At 63.3% G+C, this 25,409-nt stretch carries 20 protein-coding genes; 14 read left to right on the top strand and 6 right to left on the bottom strand.

The genetic code is table 11. The features are described from left to right. Positions 1 to 252: 252 nt before the first annotated feature. The 7 genes from QCE73_RS35365 (at position 253) to QCE73_RS35335 (ending at position 8,775) form a co-directional block, all read left to right on the top strand. Positions 253 to 1,344 (top strand): porin, encoded by a 1,092-nt coding sequence (locus QCE73_RS35365; RefSeq protein WP_035499987.1) that lies wholly within the window; start codon positions 253 to 255, stop codon positions 1,342 to 1,344. A gap of 238 nt (positions 1,345 to 1,582) precedes the next feature. Beyond that, complete coding sequence (locus QCE73_RS35360) at positions 1,583 to 2,968, top strand: MFS transporter (RefSeq protein WP_309885537.1); 1,386 nt, start codon at positions 1,583 to 1,585, stop codon at positions 2,966 to 2,968. 151 nt (positions 2,969 to 3,119) lie between these two features. Beyond that, positions 3,120 to 4,469, top strand: a complete 1,350-nt coding sequence (locus QCE73_RS35355; RefSeq protein ID WP_309885682.1) for an MFS transporter — start codon at positions 3,120 to 3,122, stop codon at positions 4,467 to 4,469. A gap of 392 nt (positions 4,470 to 4,861) precedes the next feature. Continuing rightward, on the top strand, positions 4,862 to 5,929 hold the full coding sequence (locus tag QCE73_RS35350; protein ID WP_309885536.1) for a TauD/TfdA family dioxygenase: 1,068 nt from the start codon (positions 4,862 to 4,864) through the stop codon (positions 5,927 to 5,929). A gap of 121 nt (positions 5,930 to 6,050) precedes the next feature. Continuing rightward, positions 6,051 to 6,854 carry an ABC transporter substrate-binding protein gene (locus QCE73_RS35345; protein ID WP_309885535.1) on the top strand — a complete coding sequence of 268 codons (804 nt, stop codon included), beginning with the start codon at positions 6,051 to 6,053 and terminating at the stop codon, positions 6,852 to 6,854. A 13-nt stretch (positions 6,855 to 6,867) separates the two neighbouring features. Further along, positions 6,868 to 8,019: an amino acid ABC transporter permease gene (locus QCE73_RS35340; protein WP_309885534.1), complete on the top strand. Its 1,152-nt coding sequence runs from the start codon at positions 6,868 to 6,870 to the stop codon at positions 8,017 to 8,019. Between the two features lie 12 nt (positions 8,020 to 8,031). Next, positions 8,032 to 8,775 (top strand): amino acid ABC transporter ATP-binding protein, encoded by a 744-nt coding sequence (locus tag QCE73_RS35335; RefSeq protein WP_309885533.1) that lies wholly within the window; start codon positions 8,032 to 8,034, stop codon positions 8,773 to 8,775. 23 nt (positions 8,776 to 8,798) lie between these two features. Here QCE73_RS35335 and QCE73_RS35330 read toward each other — a convergent pair whose 3' ends face one another. The 4 genes from QCE73_RS35330 to QCE73_RS35315 are packed head-to-tail and all read right to left on the bottom strand — an operon-like array spanning position 8,799 to position 13,893. Next, positions 8,799 to 10,109 carry an MFS transporter gene (locus tag QCE73_RS35330; RefSeq protein WP_309885532.1) on the bottom strand — a complete coding sequence of 437 codons (1,311 nt, stop codon included), beginning with the start codon at positions 10,107 to 10,109 and terminating at the stop codon, positions 8,799 to 8,801. Next, positions 10,106 to 10,648 carry a GAF domain-containing protein gene (locus tag QCE73_RS35325; RefSeq protein ID WP_035499998.1) on the bottom strand — a complete coding sequence of 181 codons (543 nt, stop codon included), beginning with the start codon at positions 10,646 to 10,648 and terminating at the stop codon, positions 10,106 to 10,108. The genes QCE73_RS35330 and QCE73_RS35325 overlap by 4 nt, the downstream gene beginning before the upstream one ends. A 23-nt stretch (positions 10,649 to 10,671) precedes the next feature. Further along, a complete protein-coding gene (locus QCE73_RS35320; protein ID WP_250486806.1) occupies positions 10,672 to 12,081 on the bottom strand; it encodes an MFS transporter in 1,410 nt (469 codons plus the stop codon). A 27-nt stretch (positions 12,082 to 12,108) separates the two neighbouring features. Then, the gene (locus QCE73_RS35315; protein WP_309885531.1) at positions 12,109 to 13,893 is read right to left on the bottom strand and encodes a gamma-glutamyltransferase family protein; all 1,785 of its coding nucleotides are present in this window, start codon (positions 13,891 to 13,893) and stop codon (positions 12,109 to 12,111) included. A gap of 184 nt (positions 13,894 to 14,077) precedes the next feature. Between QCE73_RS35315 and QCE73_RS35310 the strand changes: the two genes are divergently transcribed. Further along, the gene (locus QCE73_RS35310; RefSeq protein WP_309885530.1) at positions 14,078 to 14,734 is read left to right on the top strand and encodes an FCD domain-containing protein; all 657 of its coding nucleotides are present in this window, start codon (positions 14,078 to 14,080) and stop codon (positions 14,732 to 14,734) included. 15 nt (positions 14,735 to 14,749) lie between these two features. On the opposite strand, the gene QCE73_RS35305 is transcribed toward QCE73_RS35310, so the two are convergent. Continuing rightward, the gene (locus QCE73_RS35305; protein ID WP_309885529.1) at positions 14,750 to 15,895 is read right to left on the bottom strand and encodes a porin; all 1,146 of its coding nucleotides are present in this window, start codon (positions 15,893 to 15,895) and stop codon (positions 14,750 to 14,752) included. A gap of 222 nt (positions 15,896 to 16,117) precedes the next feature. Between QCE73_RS35305 and aldA the strand changes: the two genes are divergently transcribed. The 6 genes from aldA to QCE73_RS35275 all read left to right on the top strand — a co-directional run bounded on the left by aldA (position 16,118) and on the right by QCE73_RS35275 (position 23,873). Next, the gene (gene aldA / locus QCE73_RS35300; RefSeq protein ID WP_309885528.1) at positions 16,118 to 17,542 is read left to right on the top strand and encodes an aldehyde dehydrogenase; all 1,425 of its coding nucleotides are present in this window, start codon (positions 16,118 to 16,120) and stop codon (positions 17,540 to 17,542) included. A 128-nt stretch (positions 17,543 to 17,670) separates the two neighbouring features. Continuing rightward, the gene (locus QCE73_RS35295) at positions 17,671 to 18,972 is read left to right on the top strand and encodes an MFS transporter (protein WP_309885527.1); all 1,302 of its coding nucleotides are present in this window, start codon (positions 17,671 to 17,673) and stop codon (positions 18,970 to 18,972) included. Beyond that, a complete protein-coding gene (locus QCE73_RS35290; protein ID WP_035500006.1) occupies positions 18,969 to 20,186 on the top strand; it encodes a mandelate racemase/muconate lactonizing enzyme family protein in 1,218 nt (405 codons plus the stop codon). Before QCE73_RS35295 ends, QCE73_RS35290 begins: the two co-directional genes overlap by 4 nt. A gap of 27 nt (positions 20,187 to 20,213) precedes the next feature. Beyond that, positions 20,214 to 21,869, top strand: coding sequence for a GMC family oxidoreductase N-terminal domain-containing protein (locus tag QCE73_RS35285; RefSeq protein ID WP_309885526.1), 1,656 nt, complete (start codon positions 20,214 to 20,216; stop codon positions 21,867 to 21,869). Positions 21,870 to 22,028: 159 nt separating this feature from the next. Beyond that, complete coding sequence (locus tag QCE73_RS35280; protein ID WP_309885681.1) at positions 22,029 to 22,943, top strand: LysR substrate-binding domain-containing protein; 915 nt, start codon at positions 22,029 to 22,031, stop codon at positions 22,941 to 22,943. A 48-nt stretch (positions 22,944 to 22,991) separates the two neighbouring features. Next, entirely contained in the window at positions 22,992 to 23,873 is an 882-nt protein-coding gene (locus QCE73_RS35275) for a LysR substrate-binding domain-containing protein (RefSeq protein ID WP_309885525.1), read from the top strand. A gap of 54 nt (positions 23,874 to 23,927) precedes the next feature. Here the strand turns inward: QCE73_RS35275 and QCE73_RS35270 are convergent, their stop codons facing one another. After that, a complete protein-coding gene (locus tag QCE73_RS35270) occupies positions 23,928 to 25,238 on the bottom strand; it encodes a methyltransferase domain-containing protein (protein ID WP_309885524.1) in 1,311 nt (436 codons plus the stop codon). Between the last annotated feature and the right edge of the window lie 171 nt (positions 25,239 to 25,409).

Genomic DNA, 25,409 nt, shown 5'->3' with positions numbered 1-25,409 from the left:
ATGAATTAAACGTCGCGGATGTTAGCACGGCGATTCAATCTGTCGATGAGGTTATCGGCATTTTTGGAATCGATGAGTAAATACCCTGAGCGAGTATTCGGGATGTTCGATTGATTGATAAATAACTCGTGATTCAAAAGCCGAATTGAAGTAGTTAAACTCGGTTCCGCATCGGGCAGAGCAGCACTGCGCGATGCAAGAAGCCGGCGCCGACGAGCGACCGGCCAACGATAAAAACATTGGAGACTTCGGTTGAGAACTTGTCTGCTGGTCGGCGGTTGCGCCGCGATCCTGGCTGGCCCCGCGTGGGCGCAGTCGTCTGTGACGCTGTATGGGAGCGTCGATGTTGGCGTCGATTTCGTATCGAACTCCCAGGGCAAGCGTCTGTATCAGGAATCGTCCGGTAAGCGCACGCCGGATCGCTGGGGCCTTTTGATCAAGGAAGATCTGGGCGGCGGCAATTCCGCGTTCGCGCGGCTGGAATCGGGCTTCCTGACCAACACCGGCGCGCAGATCAACCCGACGAGCTTCTTCAACCGAAATGCCTACGTCGGGCTCTCGAACGATACCTGGGGCTCGCTGAGCTTCGGCAACATCAACGACTACATCTACCAGTACGTCGGGCGGCTGAACAACTCGGTGCCGGGCATCTCGTCGTACTACACGCCCGGCAATCTCGACGGCCTCGCGAACACCCATGCGCTGAACAACGCCGTCAAGTACGAGACGATCAACTTCCACGGCTTCCAGGCCGGCGCGATGAACGCGTTCGGCAATCAGGCGGGCGACTTCAGCGCGGGACGCCAGTACAGCGTCGGCGCGCAGTATTCGAGCGACACCGTGAATTTCGGCGTCGCGTACACGATGTCGCATAACCGCACCGCCGACATCTTCGGCACCTTCAGCCTCAACTCGCTGCTCGGCCAGCCGTTGAGAGCGGGCACGATGTTCAATGCGAGCCGTTACAGCACGCTCGCCGCCGGGGCGTCGGTGAAATTCGGCATCTTCACGCCGCACGTGACCTACACCGGCGTGAAACTCCAGAACGCGCAGGGCTCGACCACGCTCAACAACTATCAGGCCGGCGTGAATACGGAACTGGTCGGCAATCTGGGCTTTTTCGTTCTCGGTCTGTCCGCGGATCACTCCCTGTTTCAGGGACTCACGATCAACCAGTACAACCTGTTCCTGACCGATTATCTGTCGAAGCGCACGCAGGTCTACGCCGGCGTGGGCCTGCAGCGCGCTTCGGGTCCCGGCGCACGCGCCGCGCAGTTCGGCTATCAGCCTTCGTCGAGCGGCAGCCAGACGGTCGCGCGCATCGGCGTCAACCATATGTTCTGAGGACACGGAGGGCAGCCATCGTGCGGTGAAACATAGTGCAAACGGGGTGCGAATGAGCGCGCGAGGCGGATTCATCACTTATTTCGATCGCATCATCGTTTCTTTTTGATTGAGCCGCGCGGGGCCGACTCTTATATTGTGGCTCGGGCCACGGCGCCGTCATGAGAGACATTCAGCAGCAGTGCAAGCGGGCGCGCCTTTGCGGTGCGTCCCTTGGCACGAGGTAAATGGGACATACATGCAAGCAGACCGGACTTTCAACATCGCGACATTGATAGAAGAGCAGAAGACGGGACGCTTCGCCGCCGGTCTGCTCTTCTGGTGTTTCCTGATCATGCTGATGGACGGCTACGACCAGACGGCCGTGTCGTTCGCGGCACCGGCCATCATCAAGGACTGGCACGTCGCGCGCGGCGGATTCGGCCCCGTCTTCGGCGCGGGCCTGTTCGGCACGCTGATCGGCTCGTTCATCTTCGGCTACCTGGGCGACCGGCTCGGCCGCAAGCGGGCGATCATCATCGGCAGTCTTTTCTTCGGCGCGCTGACCTACGCGTCGGTCTGGGTGACCTCGCTGCAGGAACTGATGCTGCTGCGCTTCCTGGCTGGCATCGGCATGGGCGGCGTGGTGCCGAACTCGGTCGCGCTGGTCGCGGAATATGCGCCGAAGCGTCTGCGCGCTACATGGGTCACGCTGATGTTTTCTGGCTTCTCGATCGGCGCGGGCTCGGGCGGTCTGGTGTCGTCGTCGCTGATTCACCGGTTCGGCTGGCCTGTCATGTTCGCGGTCGGCGGCGTCGGCTCCTTGCTCGTCGCGCTGCTGCTGATCTTCACGCTGCCCGAATCCGCGAAGCTGCTCGCCATCCGGCAACGCGATCCGCAGATGCTGCGCAAGCTCATCACCCGCCTGCGTCCCGATCTGAAGATTCCCGCCGATGCGCAGTTCGTCGCCGGCGAAGTGCGCGAAAAGCAGCGCTTCGTGCTCAAGCTGATTTTCTCCGACGGCCTCGCCGCGATCACGCCCTTGCTGTGGATCGTGTTCATCGCGAACTCGATGGCGCTCTATTTCCTTCAGAACTGGCTGCCGATCCTGATGGAAGGCATGGGCATCGATCCGCGCGGCGCGGGTCTCATCACGATGATGTTCTCAGTCGGCGGCGTGATCGGCGGACTCGTGCTGTGCCGCTTCGTCGATCGTCACGGCGTCGCGGCGATCATCTCGCTGCCCGTGATCGGGCTTCCCGTCGTGGCGGCGCTCGGTCACGGCTCATCGCAGGGCTGGCTCATGCTTGCTGTCTTCGCCACCGGCTTTTGCGTGGTGGGCGCGCAGTACGGCCTGTATGCCGTGGCGGGCATGATCTATCCGACGTCGTTCCGCTCGGCCGGCGTCGGCAGCGCGATCTCGGTGGGCAAGATCGGCTCGGTGTCGGGGCCGGTGATCGGCGGTCTTCTGCTTTCGATGCACCTGCCGATCACGCAGCTTTTCTACGCGGCGTCGGTGCTGTTCCTCATTGCCGCCGTGTTCTCGACGATCCTCGCGCTGCTGTATCGCAAGCGCTTCGGCGAAACGCCGGGCGTCGGGGCGGGCGCAGACGCGGGCCGGGGTTCGCTGGTGCAGGACGCGTAATTTCCACAGCGAGGCATGTCGTATCGATGCCGCGCTTTGAAAATCGATTCGGATACCGAAACATAAATGCATCGGCGAAAAAAATAAAGGAGACACGGATGGACCGAGACGGCGAGTTGCCGCGACACGAACCCCGCGGAGGATCACGATGATGAGCAACGTCGCCGCCCCGGAGACCACCATCAACGTTTCGGCGCTGATCGAGCGCCAGAAGCTCGGCGGCTTCGCGCTTTTCCTGATCATGTGGTGCTTCCTGATCGTGTTGATCGACGGTTACGATCAGGTCGCCGCCGCCTTCGCCGCGCCCGCGCTGATGCACGCCTGGCACACGAATGCAGCCGGCTTCGGACGCGTGTTCGGCGTGGGACTGTTCGGCGTGCTCGTCGGCTCGCTGTTGCTCGGCTTCAGCGGCGACCGCTACGGACGCCGCCTCACGATCATCTACGGCTCGCTCTGGTTCGGCATTCTGACCTTCATGTGCGGCTATGCGGACTCGCTCGGGCAACTCACGCTGCTGCGCTTTCTCGCGGGCATCGGCATGGGCGGGGTCGTGCCGAACACCGTCGCGCTCGTTTCCGAGTACGCCCCGAAAGCGCGCCGCGCGACATGGATCACGCTGATGTTTTCCGGTTTCTCGATCGGCGCGGGCGGTGGCGGAGCAGTCGCCTCGTGGCTGCTGCCGCGCTTCGGCTGGCCCGTGCTGTTCACGCTGGGCGGCGTTGCGGCGGTCGTGGTGGCGCTGGCGTCGTTCGCGCTGTTGCCCGAATCGATCCGCTTTCTCATCATGAACGGGCGCGACGTTCGCAGGATTCGACGCATCGCGGCGCGTCTCGGCGCAACCGCCGAGGGCGAAGGCGTGCGCTATGTCGTGGATGACGAAACCCGCGTGCGTGTGCGGCCGGCCGCGCTGTTCCAGCATGGCCTCGCCAAGGTGACGCCATTGCTCTGGGCGATCTTCATCCTCAATTCGCTGGCGCTGCACTTCCTCCAGAACTGGCTGCCGATCCTGTTCAGCATGAGCACGCTCGCGCCCGCCCGCGCGGCTCAGGCGGCGATGATGTTTCCGGTCGGCGGCACCGTCGGCGCTCTTGCGCTGAGCCGCTGCGTGGATCGCTATGGCGTGCGCGTGATTCTGCTGCTTGCGCTGGCCGGTTGTCCCATCGCCGCATTGCTCGGCATGCCGATGCCGACGGCGTGGCTCTTCGCGGCCGTGTTCGCGAGCGGCGTGTGCGTGATCGGCAGCCAGTTCGCGCTCTATGCGGTGTCGGGCATGGTGTATCCGACCACGCTGCGCTCGACCGGCGTCGGCACGGCGATCGGTATCGGCAAGCTCGGCTCGGTCGCGGGGTCGATGCTCGGCGGCGTGCTGTTGTCGATGCATCTGCCGGTCGCGCAACTGTTCTTCAATCTCGCCGCGGTGTTCGTGGTGATCGTGTTGCTGTCGGCGTGGCTCGGCGGCGTGCGGCGATACGAGCGTCGTATCGCAACGGAGCCATGCTGAGCCCGGGCATCGTCGCGTCGAAAAGTGTCTTTGATTCGGGCGTCGTGAGTGGCGCCCGTTTCTTCGTCGGCGATCTCGCGTGATCGGATAATTTGTCTAGACAAGACTCGACGATTCATAGAATTCGCAAGAATAGAACCGGCCGCGCACGCTCCGCGCGACCGTCGAGCATCGGTCCAGATACGCTTCTTCTCCATCCCGAACCGCTACCCGACGCGATAAAACCGGCCTAGGTGTTTGCCCGCATGGCTGTCACATCTTCTTGATGGAAAAGTCGAGCGGGTTTAGATTGCAAATCTTGTATATACAAGCGTGCGATCTGCCTAAGGCGCGCATTCGCTGGCGCGTCGCGGCATGCATCGAGCCCAAGGTCCCAAATCACTGGAGCGCAAATGTCTTCCGCCGAATATCTGCAAGGTGCGTGTGTGTGGAATGGCGTCGAAATGCGGGAGAATCAGCGATGGATCAAACAGATTCCTTCTGCCGTGCTCGACGAGATCGATGCTGCGGTCGCCAGAACAGCCGATACCGGCTGGCGTGACATCACGCGCGAGAACTTCCCGCTGCCCGGCGCCGCTGCATTCTTCGACGACGTGCGCGCAGAACTGGAAGACGGCTCCGGAATGGTCAAGATCCGTGGCCTCGATGTCAGCCGCTACGACGCGGAACAACTGCGCCGCATCTGGTACGCATTGGGCCGTCATCTCGGCACGCCGATGTTCCAGAACCGCCGCGGCGAACTGATGCGCGAGATCAGGGACGAAGGCGCGGGCGTCGGTGCGAAGCTCTATGGCTCGACGGTGGACGCATCGGGGAAGGAGTTTCTATCGTCGGGTGCGCGGACACTGTCGCCGGGCGAGTTGCGCTTCCATACGGACCGTTGCGATGTCGTCGGCTTGCTTTGTGTGCGGCAGGCGTCGGAGGGCGGCGTGAGCAAGCTCGCGAGCAGCGCGACGATCTACAACGAAATGCTCAGACGCCGCCCGGACCTGCATGCGCTGCTTTGCAGGCCCATTCCGCGAAGCCGCTTCGGCGAGGAAGCGGGCGGCGAGCACGTCGCCTACGATCTGCCGGTGTTCGGCGTACGCGACGGCAAGCTGACGAGCCACTTTTCGCTGACGTATATCGAGAACGCGCAACTGCTGCCCGGCGTGCGCAAACTGACCGATGCCGAGCACGAAGCGATTCGCCTGCTGCTGGAACTCGCACAGGAGCACTGCTTCGAGATGCGTTTCGCCCCCGGCGATATCCAGCTTCTCAACAACCACGTCATCTATCACGGACGCACGGCGTTCAAGGACGACGTGAGCACCGGCCAGGACAGGATGCTGATGCGTCTCTGGCTTTCGGTACCCAACTCGCGCGCGCTGCCTGAAGATCATGCGATCCTCTGGGGCGATGTGTCGGGCGGCATGCCTCATGGCGGCATCGCGCAACCGGCGACGCCGTGCATGAACTGAGCGTGTTGCCGGTAGAAGGCGTGCTTCATTCCACCAAGAGGAGACTAACGTGATGCAAAGCAGTATGCCTCGCGCAACAACAGGTGCACTCCGGCTTCAACGAGCGATCGTTTCCATCGCGATGAGCGCGTTCGCTATCGCGGCGAGCGCCGCGACGGACTATGGGAATTGCGAAGTCACCGGCGACAAGGGCTCCGTCAAACTGACGACCGTCACACCCGGCGCGCTTTCGGTGCGGCCGGTGCTCGGCGTGCCCGGCTGGTGGAACGGCGACTCGCTGGAGACCATCAAGGATGGCTTCGAGTACTGCATGGCCGCCAACATGGCTTATCGTGCGGGGCTCGATCGCGTCGTCCTGGTGAGCCGATCGTTTCAGCAGGTCCTCACGGGACAATCGCAGGGATTCGATATCGCGCTGAGCGAGATCACCATCACCGACGCGCGCAAGAAGGTGGTCAACTTCACCGAGCCTTACTTCAGTTCCGATCAGGGCGTGCTCGTGAAGGCGGGCACCAAGGTCGACAAGAGCAACCTGAGCAGCCTTCGCTATGCCGTCGAGCGCGGCACGACGGCCTACGATTACATCATGGAGAAGATCAAGCCCGCGGAGCAGCCCAAGGTGTTCAACGATCCTCCGTCGATGTACACCGCGCTCGCAGCCGGACAGGTGGACGCCGTGATCTACGACACGCCGAACGTGCTGTTGCGCGCGAAGAACTCGAACGGCGCACTGCAAGTGGTCGGACGCTTCGATACGGGCGAGAAGTGGGGCGGTGTGGTCAACAAGGACTCGCCGAATCTTGCGGCTTTCAACCAGTTGATCGAAGGTCTCAAGAAGGACGGCACGCTCGAACGGCTGAGCGCGAAATATCTGACGCCGGAGCTCGGCACCGATCCGACCAAAGTGCCCGTGCTGAACCCCTGAGCGAGCCCGAACCATGAGCAACGCAACGCGACACACGAGCGAGGTGGCGCCGTCACCGGCGCAGGCTCCGGTGACGAACGGCCGCCGCCTGAAGACGGGCGGCATGCCGTGCGTGCCGACGTCCCTGCTGAGCACATCGATCGTGACGGTGGTGGCCGTCGTCCTGGCAAGCTGGTACACGATTGCCTTGATGCGAAGCTCCCTGCTGGCCGCGCAGCTCGACAGCGCGGCGGTCAATGCGCTCGCTGTCGTGCTGGCGTTGCTCTCGCTTGCGATCGTCGTGCCGCTCGTCAGGGCGCTGCGTTTCGGCAATGCCATCCGCGATGCCGCCGCGCGCCGCGATCTGGCGAAGGCGCGCGGGGCCCGCTCGGCCACGAGGGATCAGTGCTTCATCGCGCTGGGTTATGCGCTCGCGCAACTGGTTCTGGTCATCGTATTGCAGTTCTTCCTGATCAATCATCAGGCGGTGGCCAAGACGTTCTTCGCGGTGCCATTGATGATCAAGACGTTTCCGCTGGTGCTCGCCGCCTTCTGGATGAACGTCAAGATTGCCGTCATCACGGAGATACTCGTCTTGATCTGGGGCTTGATCGTGGCCCTCGCGATGTTCGCGCCGGGCGCGGCGGGCAAGCCCGTGCGTCTCATCGCGACCGCTTATGTCGACATCTTCCGCGCCGTGCCCGCGGTGCTCGTGATCTATCTGGTCGGCTTCGGCATTCCGCTGACCGGCATCCCCGTGCTCAAGGACCTTTCGCTGACGATCTTCGTCATCGTCGCGCTGACGTTGACGGTGGGCGCGTACGTCGCGGAAATCTACCGCGCCGGGATTCTGAGCATCCACTGGAGTCAGAGCGCGGCCGCGCGCTCGCTCGGCCTGTCGCACTTCCAGACCCTGCGATTCGTGATCGTGCCGCAAGGCGTGCGGCAGATCATTCCGCCGCTGCTCAATTCGTTCATCTCCTTGCAGAAAGATACCGCGCTGGTGTCGGTGGTCGGCGTGATCGATTCGTTCAATCAGTCCATGCTGATCGCGTCGAACTACTACAACCTGTCCGCGGTCAGCACCGTGGCGCTGCTGTTCATCGTGATATCGATTCCGCAGACGCGCTTCGTCGAGCGGATGATGCGACGCGACCGGGCGCGCATGCGTGCCGGCGAAGCCTGAGGAGACGAGCCCATGTCGTTCATCGACATCCGAGACATATCGAAGTCGTATGGCAAGGTGCCCGTCATCCAGCGTCTCGCGATGACGGTCGAAGAGCACGAGGTCGTGTGCCTGATCGGGCCGTCCGGTTCGGGCAAATCGACGCTGCTGCGTTGTATCAACGGTCTGGAACTGATCGACGACGGCGAGATTCTGGTCCACGGCGATCCGATCACCGGCCCCGGCGTGGACGTGGATGCATTGCGCCGGGACATCGGCATCGTGTTTCAGGGCTATAACCTGTTCCCGCATATGAGCGTGCTGGAGAACGTGACGCTCGCGCCGATCCGCGTGCTCAGGCAATCCAGGGCCGAGGCCGAGGACCGTGCGATGGCGCTGCTCGGGCGCGTCGGTCTCGCGCACAAGGCGAAGGAATATCCCGACCGGCTCTCGGGCGGGCAGCAGCAGCGCGTGGCGATCGTCCGCGCGCTGGCGATGGACCCGATGGTGCTCCTGCTCGACGAAATCACTTCAGCACTGGACCCCGAGCTCGTCTCGGAAGTGCTCAACATCGTGCGCGATCTCGCGAGCGAAGGCATGACGATGCTGCTCGCCACACACGAAATGGGCTTCGCGCGGGAAGTATCGTCGAAGGTCTGTTTTCTGTGCGACGGCGCGGTGTATGAAGAGGGACCGCCGGAGCAGATTTTCGGCGACCCCGTGCGCGACAGAACCCGCGCGTTTCTCAGAAGCATTCGGGAAGCGAAGCGCATCTAGACGACGGCTTCCCGGCGATCACATCAACGCGGCGTCAATGCTTCCGCTGCGGCTTCGGACTTTGCATCGCGCGAGGCCGTCGCGGGGCCGGGATCGTTCGGTTCCTGCGCGCTCGTATCGTACAGGCGGTCGGGAATGAAGAACGCGCAGACGCCGCTCAGGAAGAACACCGCGCCGACCATCAGAAAGCTCACGCCGAACGTGAATTGCGTGGCGACATAGCCGATCACGACCGGCGCCGCGCCGGAACAGAAGCGGCCGACGTTATACGAACCGCCGACAGCCGTGCCGCGAATGCGCGTGGCGAAGCTCTCGGACATGAACGCGCCCATCGTTCCGAGCGGCACGCCATAGAGAAAGCCGAAGAACAGCATCAACCAGACGATGTTCTCGCGCGTGTGAAGAAACACGATGACCGGCAGAAACAAGGCCGCGCCGATGCAGCCGAGCACATACACGCCGCGCCGGCTCCACAGATCGCCGACCCAGCCCGCGACGATCTTGCCGACGAACGCAACGACGTACGTGCCGATCATATAGCCCGCCATCGAGCCGAAGCGCACGTGCAGTTCCTTCTCCAGATAGGTCGGCAGCCAGTTGTTCAGCCCATAGAAGCCCGACAGCGCAAACACGGATGCGAGCGCCCACAGGATGAATATCTTGCGCGCCTCGCGATCCGAGAAGATCAGGTAATAGCGGTTCTCGCGCCACGGTCGGCGCACGCGCGGCGCGCCTTGCCGCGTCGCCACGCTGGCGCGCCAGCCGGGCGGCTCGGGCACGAACCAGTGAATCGCCAGCGCCAGCACGACGGGAATCGTCGCGACGTAGAAGAGCATGCGCCAGCCGTAGAGCGGCAGAATCCAGTTGGCGAGCGAGATCACGACGATATAGCCCGCCGACACACCCGTCTGCAACATGCCGAGAATCAGCGAGCGCCGTTCGGTCGGAACATATTCGGCGACGAGCGTGCTCACGAGCACCATGCAGCCGATCCCGAGCGAACTGATGAAGCGCACGAGCGCGAATTGCGCGAAGGTGTGCGTGAGTCCGAGCAGGCCCGCGCCGAGCGAGAACAGCGCGAGCGCCCATACGACGACGCGCACGCGCCCGAGCGCATCGCTCGCCCAGCCGCCGAGGATGCCGCCCACCGCCATCCCGACGAGCGTGAGGCTACCCAGCGCGCCGGCCTCGACATTGGTGAGGCCGAATTCGCTTTTGATGCGGGTGAGCGTGAGGCCGTACATCATCACGTCGGCGCCATCGACGAGCAGCGCGAGATAGCCGAGCGCGAACACCATCAGCCAGCGCCCGGCTTCGGGAGAAGCGCGATTCATGAGCGCGGTTCCTCGTCGGCGAAGAGCGGCATGCGGGCGACCAGCGCGGGCGCGAGAAACGAGCCGAGCAGCACGCCTGTGTCTTCGTGCTCGCGCTTGTACCAGTGCTCGACGTGCGTGAGATTCATCGTGCCGATGCATTCGCCGTCATAGGCGATCGGGATGTTGAGGATCGAGCCGAGGCCCATGTTCGCCATCGTCATGTGATCGTCGAACGCGCGGCGGATGTCGTGCGCGGTCTCGCCGCGAAACGGCCGCAAATCATGGAGGATTTGCGTCGCCCACGCGGTGCCGCGCTTCTTCTTGCGGCCGCCGGTCGGATAGACCTCGGGCATGTTGGTGAAGACGCGCTCCACTTCGTGATTGCGCGCATCGTAGGCCATGATGGTGAATAGCCTGAAGCCGATGGTCTCGGCGGCGACCGCCGCGACCGCGTCGAAGAGCGTCGCGGGCTGGGCTCGCTCGCGCATCGCGTGTGCGAGCCGTTGCAGGTCGTTCAGTTGCAACGGGCGCGTGGTGTGTGCTTCTGTGTCGCGCATGATGTCGTTATCGGTGTAGGCGCTCAGCCGCGCAGATGAGTGGAGGCGAGACGGTCGCGCGCATCGTCCTCGATCGCGCCGTTGATCTCGATGTCTTCGAGCGAGCGATTGCGCGTCTCGATGCCGAGGAAGAACACGACGCACGCGCCCGCGAGCAGCACGGCGGTCGTCATCGCGAAGACGCCGAAGAAGCCGAACGACGGATACACGATGCCGACGAGAATCGGCGCGCTCACCGAGCCGATGCGCCCGAACGAGGACGACGATCCGGTGCCTGTGGTGCGCACGGCGGTCGGGAAAATTTCCGGCGTGTACGCATAGACGCCCGCGAACGCGCCGTTCATGAAGAACGACAGGCAGATGCCCGCCGCCATGATCTGCACGCCGGTATGCGAGAGCGACAGCATGATCGCCGCGATGCCGCCGAGCGTCATGTACGACGCCACCACGCCCTTGCGGCCGATCTTCTCGTTGAGCCACGCCGCCGAGAAATAGCCCGGAATCTGCGCGCCGTAGATGGCGATGGAAAAGCCGAAGCTCTTCGTGATCGTGAGCCCTTCCTTGACGAGCAGGCTCGGGATCCACGAGAAGAACGAGTAGTACGCGAAGGCCACGGCGAACCACATCAGCCAGCTGACGGCCGTCGTGCCCGCGAGGCGCTTCGACCACAGCGTCTTCACGTTCTGCCAGGCGCTGCCGCTGCTCTTCGCGGCCGACGGAATCGCGCCCACGGCGGACAGCGGCGCGAGCGCGATGCCGCGTTGCGCGTACCACGCCTCGATATCGTCTACGATGCTGCCTGCCTCGGCGACGCGGCCCTGGCTTTCCATCCAGCGCGGCGACTCGGGCAGCGTGCGCCGCCACCACAGCAGCATGACGACGGGCAGGGCGGTGATGACCGCGAGATAGCGCCAGCCGTCCGGAAAATTGCGCACGACGGTATAGCCGAGAATCGACGAGCTCAGATAGCCGAACGACATGAAGCCGACCAATGCGCCGCAGAACATGCCGCGATAGCGGCGCGGCACGAATTCGGCGAGAAACGGCGCGATCACGACGGTTTCCGCGCCCGAACCGAAGCCCGCGACGATGCGCAACGCGAAGAACGTATGCCAGTCGTTGGCGGTGGCGCTCGCGAGCGACGCGACGCAATAGATCGCGAGCGCGCTCATCATGATGCGGCGCCGGCCGATGATGTCCGCCAGCACGCCCGACAGGAACGCGCCGAAGAAATAGCCGATATACGTGCTGCTCGCGACGAGTCCTGTCTGCGCGCTCGTCAGGTTCCACAGCTTGCTGACGACCGGAAGCAGGAACGCGAGCGACGACGAATCGAGGCCGTCGAACATATAGCCCATTCCGCCGATGATCAGCAGCTTGCGATGAAAGCCGGATAGCGGCAGCCGTTCGAGGCGGGCGGCGACAGCGGACATGATCGATGTTCTCCGATGGATGCTGCGTCAGCGCCCGATGGCGTAAGCCTGCATCTGGCGCGGCGTGGCGGCGCCGCGCATCAGGCCGTGGCGGATGCCTACGGCGCACACGCGCCCGAGCGACCAGGGTTCGGCGACCGTGAGTTCGTGGCCGCGTGCGCGCAGTTCGTCGAGCGTGGCTTGCGGAAAGGTGCCTTCCGCCGACATCTTGCCGAGCTGAATGTCGCGCGGATAAAACGAGCCGGGGAAATGCGCGGTCTGGAACGAGGGCGAATCCACGGCGGCTTGCAGATTCAGGCCGAAGTGCACGTGCCGCAACAGCAGTTGCAGCGACCATTGATCCTGTTGATCGCCGCCCGGCGTGCCGAGCGCGGCATACGGCTTGCCGTCGCGCGTGACGAGCGTCGGCGAGAGTGTGGTGCGCGGACGGCGTCCCGGCCCGAGCGACGAGGGCAGTCCTTCTTCCATCCAGAACATCTGGCCGCGCGTGGTCACGTTGAAGCCCAGTCCGGGCACCGCGGGCGATGCCTGCAGCCAGCCGCCCGACGGCGTCGCCGACACCATGTTGCCCCAGCGATCGACGACATCTAGATGCACGGTGTCGCCGCGCAACTCGGGCAGCGGCGCGAAGGTGGGCTCGCCCTGACCGAAGCCGCCCGGTTGCTGGCGGCCCGCGTTGGCCAGAATCTTCGCGGCGCGCGCCTCGCTGTCGAGCAGATTGCCCGGACGGAATTCGAACGACGCGCGGCGCGGATCGATCTGCTGGCGGCGCGCGTCGTTGTAGGCGTCGCTCAGGAGCGTGTCCATCGGCACGTCGGAGAAGTTCGGGTCGCCGTAGAAGACATCGCGGTCCGCGAACGCGAGCTTCGCGCATTCGATGACCGTGTGAACGAAGTCCGGTCCCAGCGGGTCCATGCCCGCGAGATCGAAGCCCTTGAGCAAAGCCAGTTGCTGCAGGAACATCGGGCCCTGGCCCCACGGTCCCGTCTTGTGGACCATGAAGCCTTCGTATTCGTAGGAGACGGCGTCTTCGTAGGTCGCTTCCCAGCGCGCGAGATCGGATGCATCCAGCAGCCCGCGATTACGCTGGCCCGACGTATCGAGCACGTCGGTCGAGCGGAAGTACTGATCGATCGCATCCGCGACGAAGCCGCGATAGAACGCCAGGCGCGCGCGCTCGCACTGCTCCGCGCGGTCGCCGCGCGTGTTCGCTTCGCGCAGGATGCGCTTGTAGGTTTCCGCGATGGCCGGATTCGCGAACAGACGATTGGGACGCGGCGCTTCGCCGTCGCGCAGCCATTGCTCGGCGGACGTGCGCCATTCGCGCTTGAAGAAATCCTGGATCGCAAGGATCGACGACGCCATGCGCGGCAGCACCGGATAACCATGTTCCGCATAGCCGATGGCATAGCTCAGCACGTCTTCCAGCGGCAACTGCCCGTAGTCGCGCAGCAAGGTCATCCAGCCGCCGAACGCGCCCGGCACGACGGCGGGCAAGAGGCCCGTGCCGGGCATCACGGTGAGGCCCAGCTCCTTCATGCGTTCGATGGTCATGGCGGCGGGCGTCACGCCCTGGCCGCACAACACGCGCACGCGGTCTTCCTTCGCGCTGTAGAACACGGCGGGCAACTCGCCGCCCGGCCCGTTCAGATGCGGCTCGACGATCTGCAGCACGAAGCCGGCTGCCGCCGCCGCGTCGAACGCGTTGCCGCCTTTTTCGAGGACCGCCATCGCGGACGCGCTCGCCAGCCAGTGCGTCGACGCCACCATGCCGAAAGTGCCGATCAGTTCGGGTCGTGTCGTGAAGCTCATTACCGTTGTCCGTTGATTGAACCATTGTCGAGTGGTTCGCTTTTCCAGTATCGATGCGCGTATCGTGATGCGAAATGGAAAGCGCTTCGCGTAGCGTAAATCATCATAAAAAGTAAAGCAATCCGTGCGATTAGGTCGGCGATCTGCTAATCTGAACCAATGCACATTGGTTTAAATCAAGATCATGGAAAAGTCCACGCTCGACAGACTGCTCGACTACGTTGCGCAGCACAATCTGAAGGACGGCGACGCGTTGCCGTCGGAACGCAGCCTCGCCGAGGCGCTCGGCCTGAGCCGGCGCGAATTGCGCGGGGCGCTGGCATCGCTGGAAGCAGCGGGACGCGTGTGGCGCGGCGTCGGACGCGGCACGTATCTGGGCACGCGTCCGCTGAAGTTTTCGGCGTCGCTAAGCAGTCTGCGCGCGGGGTCGAGCCCGGCGGATATCGCGGAAATGCGGCTGGTGCTCGAACCGGCGTTCGTCGAACTGGCGACGAGCAAGGCGAGCCCGGACGATCTCGCGGAACTGGAGAAATGCGCGCGGCGCAACGCCACGGCGAAGGACGATGACGAGTGGCAGCAGTGGGATCACCGCTTTCACTTGCTGATCGCGCAGGCCACGCGCAATCCGGCGATCATCGCACTGATGGAAGTGGTGAACGGCATGCGCATGAAGCCCACCGCACGCGAAAAAACCGCCGATCAGGACACGCGGCGGCATTTCGCGGAGCAGCATCAGGCTGTCGTGAAGGCGATGATCAAGCGCGACGGCGCGACGGCCGCCGCGCGCATGCGCGACCATCTACTGAACGTGCAATGGCGGATACCGTCGCAAAAAGGATGAGTGCGCCCGGCAGCCTCAGAACGCGTGCCGCACGGCCACGCGCGCGATGAACTGCTCCGCATTCGACGACACGCCCTGCGCGCCCGGAATGTATGCCTGATCGAGCACCGAACCGGTCGATGCGCCGGCGATCTTCTGATAGGCGCCTTGCAGGTACACGTCGGTGCGTTTGGACAGGAAGTAATCCGCCATCAGACCGGCCGAATGGATACGCGGCTTTACGGTGCCGGCGGTCGAGTCGTAGGTTTCGATCGAATAGACATACTGCGCGCCGATGAAGAACGACGGCGTGAACTGATACTTGCCGTTCACTTCGAAGTTCTGATAGCGGAGATTCTTGAGCGTGTTGCCCGCCGACGCGAGCGGCACGCCGATATAGCCGTTCGTGACCGGATCGCGATAGCTGGAATTCGTGTACGCGAAGCCGACCGTGGTCTTGTCGAAGGTGTAGTTCACGCCCGCGCCGAAAATCTGCATGCGTTGCGCGATGAAGCTCGCATCGTTCGTCGCGATCGCGCCATTGGCGTTGAGGCCCGTGCCGTCGGCGCGCAGATAGGCGGCGCCGAGCAGCAGGCCGGCGTTCGCATACGACGCGCCGAAGCTGTACTGGCGGTTGTTGGCGAAGTTCGTGTCGTTGCTGAAGCTGTACGTGCCGCCGAACCGGAAGCCGCCGAGCGCAGGGCTCGTGTACTTCACCGTGTTGTTCACGCGAAACGAGTTGTCCGTGTTGTCGTTGTCGAACGGATGCGCGAACAGGTAGCCCGCGAAGTTGCCGTTGGCGGTGGTGGGCGCGAGATAGTCGACCACGGAATCGTACTGACGGCCGAGCTTGACCGAACCCAGGCGATCGTTCGCCACGCCGACATAGGCCTGCCGTCCGAACATGCGGCCGCCTTGTCCGGCCGCACCATTGCTGATGTTGACGCCGCTCTCCAACTGAAACACGGCCTGCGTTCCGCCGCCCAGATCTTCGACGCCGCGCAAGCCCCAGCGGCTGCCCGACGCATAGCCGCTGGTCAGTTCGTAGGCCCGGTTCGAGCCGACATTGCTGGTGAAATCGAATCCTTCGTCGAGGATGCCGTAGAGCGTGACGCTGCTTTGAGCATGCGCTGAAGTTGCGATGCACGCGAGTGCGGCCAACGAGATGGCTGTGATTCTCATGAAAGTCTCAAGTCTTTTAATTTTCGTGAAAAGTCCCGGCCACCAAGCGTCGCCGGGACCGCGAGGGACCGATTGTGCGGCACGCGAGCAAGCGCTGCCAAAGGATTAAGTTGAAGGCCAAACGTGAGTTTTTCGAATGTTTCGCCCGCGAATTCTTCGCTTGTCGCTGCACTGCGAAGCGCGAAAGAATGGGCCGCAAATACTCACGGGACACCGCTGCCAATGAAGCCAGAACGCAATTTTGTGAACGGGCGTTTCATCGCCCCTTTAAGCGATGACGTCGTCGCGATCCTGAATCCCGCGACCGAAGCGATCGCGGGTCACGTCCACAACGCGTCGCGCGATCAGGCGCTGCTGGCCGTCGAACAGGCCGCCGCCGCGCAACGCCTGTGGCGCGCGCTGCCCGCCGTCGAACGCGGCGCGCATATGCAGCGTCTCGCGGATGAGATCACCAGCGCGTCCGCCGAAATCGGCGCCGCGCTCGCGATGGAATCCGGCAAGAGCGTCGCCGATGCGAGTAACGAAGCCGTCTACGCCGCGCAGATCACGCGCTATCACGCGGAATGGGCGCGCCGCATCGAAGGCGAAGTCATTCCGAGCGACACGCCCGACGAGAACCTCGTGCTGCATCGCGAGCCGATCGGCGTGGTCGCGTGCCTGATCCCGTTCAACTTTCCGATCTACACGCTGATGCGCAAGATCGCGCCCGCGCTGATCGCGGGCAACACCGTGGTCGTGCGGCCGAGCAACAACACGCCGCTGTCGGCCTTCGCACTCGCACGCGCGGTCGAGCGCGCGCAGTTGCCCGCGGGCGTCGTCAATATCCTGGCGATGGATCACGCCACCGCCGAAGCCGTCTGCACGCATCCGAAGGTCGGCATGATCACGCTGACGGGCAGCGTCAACGCGGGCCGCAAGGTGCTGGACTATTGCAAGGCGAATATCGCGAAACCGTCGCTCGAACTCGGCGGCAAGACGCCCGCCATCGTCGAGCCGGACGCCGATTTGCAGAAGGCGGCGCGCGAACTGGTCGCGTCGAAGCTCACGCATTGCGGGCAGCTCTGCACGGCGATCGAGCGCGTCTATGTGCACGAAAGCATTCACGACGCGTTCGTCGGCATGCTGCGCGACGAGATGCGGGCGAAGCGCATCGGCGATCGCAGCGACGATGCGGGCTTCATGGGACCGCTCGTCAATGCGGCATCGCGCGACGGCATCCACGCGATGGTGCGCCGTGCGATCGAAGGCGGCGCCCGGCTCGAAACCGGCGGCGAAGTGCCGGATCGCAAGGGCTTTTTCTATCCGCCGACGCTGCTGTCGAACTGTCGTCAGGACATGGAGATCGTGCAGGAAGAGACCTTCGGTCCGGTGCTCGCGGTGCTGAAATACACGACGCTCGATGAAGCCATCGGGATGGCGAACGATCATCAGTTCGGTCTTTCCTCGGTGCTGTACACCGAGAACTATCGCAACGCGATGAAGGTCGCCAATTCGATCGAAGCGGGCGAGCTCTATATCAATCGCACGCCTGCCGATCCGTATCAGGGCTTTCACGCCGGCTGGAAGCGCTCCGGCATCGGCGGCGACGACGGCAAGCACGGCATGCTGGAGTTCACGCAGACGCGTCTCGTCGTCATGAAGTACTGAGTTTCGCGGCCGGTTGTCAAAACGCGACCGGCCGTTTCGCAGCAATCCATCCATCAATAAAAACATATCGAAGGCCAGCCGCGCGGCGTTCACATGCCGTGCGCCGCTGTCCTTCCAGGAGCACACCCGTGTCATCGAATCCCGCTCAATCCAGCCGGAGCGTCGCCGCGTCGCGCGAAGGCTCGCGCGCCGACCGCTATATCCAGCTCACTTTGCTCGTTCTGGCCGCCGGCGCCATTTATCCGATTCTGTATCTGCGGCAGGTTTATCAGCCGACGATGCTCGAAGTCTTTCACATCACCGAATCGCAACTCGGTTATCTGTATTCCGCACTCGGCACGATCTTTCTCGTCTGCTATCTGCCGAGCGGCTGGCTCGCGGACCGCATCGCGCCGCGCGTGCTCATCAGCTTCTCGCTGATCGCGACGGGCGCGCTCGGCCTGTGGTACTCCACCGCGCCGGCGTTCGGCTCGCTGATCGTGATCTTCGGCTGCTGGGGCCTGACGACGGGCCTCACGTTCTGGGCCGCGATCATCAAGCGCGTGCAGATGATCGCAGGCACCGACGAACAAGGCCGCTTCTTCGGCTTTCTCGATGGCGGGCGCGGTCTGATCGAAGCGCTGCTCGCGACCATCGCGATATCGCTGTTCGCGTGGGCCACGCAGACGCACGGCGAATCGACGGCGGCGGGCTTCCGGCTCGTCGTCTACATGTACGCGTTCCTGTGCATCGGGCTCGGCGTCGTGCTCGGTCTCGTGCGCGATCCGGCCGCTGTCGAGGCGAAGGAAACGAAGCGCCGCGACAGCAACGTCATGCGCGATCTCGCCGTGCTGCTGAAGAACCCGCAACTGTGGCTGCTCGCCGCGATCGTGTTCTGCGGCTATCAGGTGTTCTGGGCGACCTACAGCTTCTCCGCGTATCTGCATGAACAGGAAATCGGCTTGTCGGTGGTGGCGGCCGGCTTCATCACGACGCTCAAGCTGTGGATGCGCCCGATCGGCGGCATCGGCGGCGGCTTTCTCGGCGACCGCTTCTCGAAGACCTCGGTGCTCGTGTTCGCGCTGTTCGCGGCGGCCGCCGCGCTGCTCGTGCTGATGGCCGCGCCGTCCATCGGCAGCCATGCGGTCATCGCCGTGGTCGTGCTGTTCATCGGCGTGATGACTTACGCGATTCGCGGGCTCTACTGGTCGCTGCTCGATCAGTGCAAGGTGCCGCCCGAAACCACGGGCCTCGCCATCGGCCTCGTCTCCGTGATCGGCTATTCGCCGGATGCGGTGCTGCCGCTCATCAACGGCTATCTCACGCAGAACTATCCGGGCGTGCATGGCTATCAACTCTACTTCGGCTATATCGCCTGCATGTCCGTGCTGGGTGGTGTCGCCGGTCTCGTCTTCAAGCATCGTCTCGACAAGCAGGAAGCTCAAGCATGAAAATCGCCGCGCTGGAAACTCATATCGTCGCCGTGCCGCCGCCGCATGTGGGCGGCATGTACTGGATCTTCGTCAAGCTGCGTACCGATTGCGGCATCGAGGGCGTGGGCGAAATCTATTCCGCGACGTTCCATCCGAAAGCGATGACGCCGATCATCGAGGACGTGTTCGAACGCTATCTGCTCGGACACGATCCGCATCATGTCGAGCGCTTCTATCGCGAGTGCTATTCGAGCGGCTTCACGCAACGCCCCGATCTCACGATGATGGGCGTCGTCAGCGGCCTGGAAATGGCGTGCTGGGACATCATCGGCAAGGCGGCGAACAAGCCGGTGTACGAACTGCTCGGCGGCCGCGTGCATGAGCGTCTGCGTTCGTACACGTATCTCTATCCGAAGAACGCGCGCGGCGAATACGACTACGACGATCCCGATCTCGCCGCCGAATGCGCCGCGCATAACGTCGAGTTGGGCTTCACGGCCGTCAAGTTCGATCCTGCCGGCCCGTACACCGCGTATTCCGGACATCAGGTGTCGCTCGACGTGATGGACCGTTGCGAACTGTTCTGCCGCAAGGTGCGCGAGGCGGTCGGCAGCAAGGCCGATCTGCTGTTCGGCACTCACGGCCAGATGGTGCCGTCGTCGGCGATCCGTCTCGCGCAGCGTCTGGAGAAATTCGATCCGCTGTGGTTCGAAGAGCCGGTGCCGCCGGGACAGGAAGACGCGATGGCACAGGTCGCCGCGAAGACCAGCATCCCGATCGCGGCGGGCGAGCGGCTCACGACCAAGTACGAGTTCTTCAAGCTGCTCGAAGCGCGCGCGGCGTCGATTCTGCAGTTCAACGTCGGACGCGTGGGCGGTCTGCTCGAAGCGAAGAAGATCGCGAGTCTCGCCGAAGTCCATTACGCGCAGATCGCGCCGCACCTCTACAACGGCCCGGTCGGCGCGGCGGCGAGCATCCAGATCGCGGCGTGTTCGCCGAATTTCCTGATCCAGGAAAGCATCGGCACATGGGACGGCTTCCACGCCGACGTGCTCAAGTCGGGCATTCGCTGGGAAGACGGCTACATCATTCCGTCGAACGAGCCGGGTCTCGGCGTGGAACTGAACATGGACGTCGTGCGCGCGCACACGCCGTACACCGGCGAGCGGCTGCATCTGCAGATGGCTGCGAGGCCGTTCGACGTGAAGGACCTCGCGCCCGCAAGGGGCTGAACCGAAGGCACTGAAGGCGACAGAATCATGGAATTCGATTACATCATCGTGGGCGCCGGATCGGCGGGCTGCATTCTCGCGGACCGGCTCTCGGCGTCGGGACAGCATTCGGTTTTGCTGCTGGAAGCGGGCGGCGCGGACAGTTCATTCTGGTTCAGGGTTCCGGTCGGGTTCACCAAGACCTACTACAACCCGGAATACAACTGGATGTACTACAGCGAGCCGGAAGCGCAGCTCAACGGCCGTCAGCTTTATTGTCCGCGCGGCAAGGTGCAGGGCGGCTCCGGCTCGATCAACGCGATGATCTACGTGCGCGGCCAGCCCCACGACTTCGACGACTGGGCGCGCGCGGGCAACCCCGGCTGGAGCTTTCGCGACGTGCTGCCGTACTTCCGGCGCGTCGAATCGCACTGGGCGGGCAACACCGAATATCACGGCGCGGACGGCAAGATCGCCATTACGTCGATGAAGGAAGGCGCGCATGCGATCTGCGGCACGTTTCTGGAAGGCGCGCGTCAGGCGGGCTATCCGATTACCGGCGACATCAACGGCCCGGACTACGAAGGCGCCGCCATTTACGACATCAACGCGCGCAACGGCGAGCGCTCGTCGAGCAGCTTCGAGTATCTGCATCCCGCGTTGTCGCGCAAGAACCTGCGCGTCGAGCGCAATGTCACCGTGCGCCGCGTGATGTTCGACGGCAAGCGCGCGACGGGCATCGAGGCATCGCGCAAGGGCGAGCCGCTGACGTTCCGTGCGAAGCGGGAAGTCATTCTCGCGGCGGGCGCGGTCGATACGCCGAAGCTGTTGCAACTGTCCGGCGTCGGCGAACCGGCGCTGCTCGCGAAGCATGGCATTGCCGTGCAGCACGCGTTGCCTGCGGTGGGCCGGAATCTACAGGATCATTTGTGCGTGAGCTTCTACTATCGCGCGACGGTCAAGACGCTGAACGACGAACTCCGCTCGCTGGCGGGCAAGGCGAAGGCGGCGCTGCGCTATCTGATCTCGCGCAAGGGACCGCTGTCGATGAGCGTGAATCAGTCGGGCGGCTTCTTCAAGGGCGATGCGCAGGAAGCGGAACCGAACCTTCAGCTTTACTTCAATCCGCTGTCGTACCGCATTCCGAAGAGCAGCAAGGCGCAGCTCGAACCGGAACCGTATTCGGGCTTCCTGCTGTGCTTCAATCCGTGCCGTCCGACGAGCCGGGGAAGCATCGAAATCACGTCGAACCGCGTCGAAGATGCCGCGGCGATCCGCATCAACGCGCTGACGACCGAAAAGGATTTGCATGAAGCCGTGCAGGGCAGCAAGCTGATCCGCAAGATCATGAATTCGAAGGCGCTGCGCGGCATCACGGCCGAGGAGATTTCGCCGGGACCGGACGTGCAAAGCGAGGAAGCGCTGCTCCATTATTTTCGCGATCAGTCCGGCTCGATCTACCATCTGTGCGGATCGTGCGCGATGGGCGCGGATGCGGCCACATCCGTCGTCGATGCGCGGCTGCGCGTGCATGGCATCGACGGGCTGCGGATCGTCGATGCATCGGTGTTCCCGAATATCACGTCGGGCAACCTCAACGCCCCGACGATGATGGTCGCCGAAAAAGGCGCCGACATGATCCTCGAAGACGCGCACGCCGACCCGGCTCAGGCGTCCACGCCGGCGGAACTCGTGCCGGTCTGAACTTCACGGCGCGAGCAGGCGCGCCGAAGCTGCATAATTTGCCTCGATTCGTAAAATGCCGCTAAAGAACGGCATGCTCCGGTGCACTTGCGTATCGAATGCGCGTCGCGCGCCGGAGCCGCCTCCGGCGGCGAAAAGGAGATGGTCTTGAAGCGAAAGATGCCCGCCCTCAATGCGCTGAGGGCTTTCGAGGTGGCCGGACACACCGGCAACTTCACACGCGCCGCCGAAGTGCTGCACGTCACGCAAAGCGCGGTGAGCCGGCAGGTCCGCCAGCTCGAAACGCAACTCGGCGAGACGCTGCTGGTGCGCCGCCATCATCATCTCGAACTCTCCGCGACGGGGCGCCTGTTGTTGCAGGCGCTCAAGTTGTCGTTCGACCGCATCGAACTGACGGTACGCAGCATTCAGGAGAAGACGCACCTGAAGCGCCTGCGCGTCAATGTTCCGCCCACTTTTTGCAGCCGCTGGCTGATGCCGCGGCTGCAATCGCTGCGCGCGGCGGCGCCCGAGCTCGAATTCACCGTGACATCCAGCGTGAAGGACGATCTCGTCGAATCGGGCTCGCTCGACTGCGCGGTGCGTTTCGGCGACGGCGAGTGGGACGGCCTCGACAATCAGTTGCTGATGAACGAGCGGCATCTCGCCGTGTGTGCGCCGTCGCTGCTTGGCGGACGCACGGGCGCGGCGGAGAATTTCGGCGCGTTCACGCTGCTGCACGTTCTGGCGAGCAGCGATCAGCGTTATCTGACGTGGCAGCACTGGCTGAAGGCCGCGCGTATCGACGATGTCGATCTCGGCGGCGGCCACGAATTCGATCTGCTCGATCACGCGATCCGCGCGGCGGTGGACGGGCTCGGCGTCACGATGGCCGACCGTCACATGATTTCGTCCGAGTTGCGGCAGGGCACGCTGGTGCCGCTGAGCGACGTCGAAGTGGACGGACACCAGTCCTACTGGCTCGTGACGCGCACCGGCCAGGACGACGCGCCGCCGGTCGCCGCGTTCCGCGACTGGCTGCGTCGGGAGATCGAAGAGCAGGAGCGCGGCTGGCCGTTGCGCGCGAGAGAATAGGACAGGCGGCCGGAGCGCCGCCGCCAATAAAAGAACCAGGAGACAACCGTGCGCCGTCTGCCATCCCTGACCGCATTGCGCTTCTTCGAAGAAAGCGCGCGGCATATGAGCTTCAACAAATCGGCGGCCGCGCTGTGCGTGACGCCGGGCGCGGTCAGCCGGCAGATTCGCCTGCTCGAGGATGCGCTCGGCACGAAGCTGTTCGACCGCGATCACAAAGGCATTCGCCTGACGCGGCAAGGCGAGGAACTGCTTCAGTGCCTGGCGCAAGCGTTCGATTCGATCGAGCGCGTGACGCGATCGCTGTCCAGCGCGAAACCCGGCGAACGCAAGCGGCTGACCGTGACCGCGCCGCCGACCTTCGCGTCGCGCTGGCTGTCGCCGCGGCTCGGCGCGCTGATGGACGCCGTGCCCGATATCGACCTTTCCGTGCGCACCGATGCCACCGACGATCGTCATTGCAGCATTCGTTTTGGATACGAGGCGCGCGCGGATCATCGCTCGGAGTTGCTGTTCATCGAACGGCATGTGCTCGTCGGTGCGAAGAAGTATGTTGGGCAGCCGGTCGAAACGCTGCTCGAACGCACGCCGACGCTGCATGTGCTGCACAACGACGTGCGCTTGACGCTCTGGCCCAACTGGCTCGATGCGGCCGGTTTGCCGCGTGCTTATGCGGAGAACGGCATCGAATTTTCCACGCTCGATCAGGCGATCCATGCCGCGCGCGCGGGCTCGGGCCTCGCGGTGGTGGACCGCAACATGATCGTCGATGATTTGCATGACGGCGCGCTCGTGCAGTTGTCGCCGGTGGAATCGAGCGGGCCTTATGGCTACTGGCTGGATATCGCGCCGTCGCATGCGGGACTGGACAGCGTGCAGGCGTTTGCGGAATGGCTGCGCGGCGAGGGGGCGAAGGCCGCGCAGCTCTGAGCGGGCGATCAGGTGCCGCTTGCCTGATTCAAGCTCAGATGCGCGGAGCGGTCTTTAAGGCGTGACTGAGGCGAAGGCGCCTTGAAACAGGATGTATTCGCCCGAAACGTTCTTTACTTGCACGGACGATACCTGAGCCTCGATCGAGAGACAGATCGAGTGCGCATGATGCCAGGTATCCGGCTTGGCTATCGCAAGTGACTCGATATCCACCTCGGCATACGGCTGACCATTCACCGAGATTTCGGCGCGGCCCTTCTGGCCTGTGAACAGGAAGGTGAGATCTTTAACGTAGCATCCGGGCTCACATGCCCATTGCGCGAGCGACACACCGACCGGATACCAGAATGACGGCGGTTCGTCGAACGATGCCCACTTCGGCCAGAAAGGCGAGAAAAACCGGCGCTCGACTTTCTCGCTTCTTTCGCCGATGACGAAATCGAGCCACGATCGCGAGAACGGGAACGGCGGTACATCGGGAACGTTCGCCTGCATATATCCGAGCAGCGAGAACTCCTGATAACCGAAAGGTTCCATGTTGAGCATCTCGACATCGAATCCGTCCGCCACGAACGAATAATTACGCAGCGGCCTGCGCAACTGGCCATCGAAGTCATGAAAGCTGACGCCGCGCCCGGCCCGCGCAAGCATCGTTGTCGCGTCTGGAGCTTCCCAATCCCGGAGCATCGTACGGATCTTCGCATTGACCGAGCGTTGCCTTCCGATCGAATTGGCCATCGCGTCCGGCAGCCAGTTGTAGAACTGAAGTCCCGAAGTGTGCGAGTCGTAGGGAATCAGCCTGTTCGGCGACTCCATGACGAGCACCGATCCTCCGGTCGATACAACCCGGTTCACCACTCTCATAATGCTCGAGCGCTCGTCAAGTGTCAGGTGTTCGAGCACCGCGTAGAGAATGAGAACGTCGATGTGATCGGGGATGCCGTATGCCTTGCGGTTGTCCAGCACATCGGTGGCATTACCGGCAATGAACCGGATCGAATCCGAACCGTAGCGCCGGTTGCGTAATTCGGCCTGCGTGACTTGCTTGACGTTGATCTCGATCCCGATGTAAGTGCCGAATAATCCGCACAGCGAGATAGCCTTCGCGCCGGCACCGCTCCCGATTTCTACGGCTGTGAGTTCCTTTCCCGCGAGACCCTTTCTTTGAATGAGGGATCGTAGATAGAAACTCGCTGATGCGATGCGGTCCAGATCATAATCGTTTGCGCCGTCCTCACGCATGCCTGCGTAAAACTTGCGGAATCGCTCGGTAATGCCCTCGGCGTGGTCCGATCCCGACCACCGTACTCCTTGATAGATCGCGCTCGCGTCGAGCATTTCGATCTTGCTGTCTCTCATCGCCATGCCCGGTTCCCTTCTCCCCGTGGGAGGGATGCAGAACGATTTTCTTTTTTAATACGGATTCAATGTGAATCTTACCGTATCTTTCGAGCGGCCCAGGAGGTGTTCAGACATGACGTGCGTCGCAGCCGAGCGGCGTTGATGGTCTGACGGTCTGAGACATCGGTTTCCCGT

Origin of the sequence: Caballeronia sp. LZ029, from assembly GCF_031451275.1 — a bacterium.
Classification (GTDB): domain Bacteria; phylum Pseudomonadota; class Gammaproteobacteria; order Burkholderiales; family Burkholderiaceae; genus Caballeronia; species Caballeronia jiangsuensis.
Note: the sequence above shows the minus strand (reverse complement) of the source record. Positions and strands in the feature narration are given on the sequence as shown.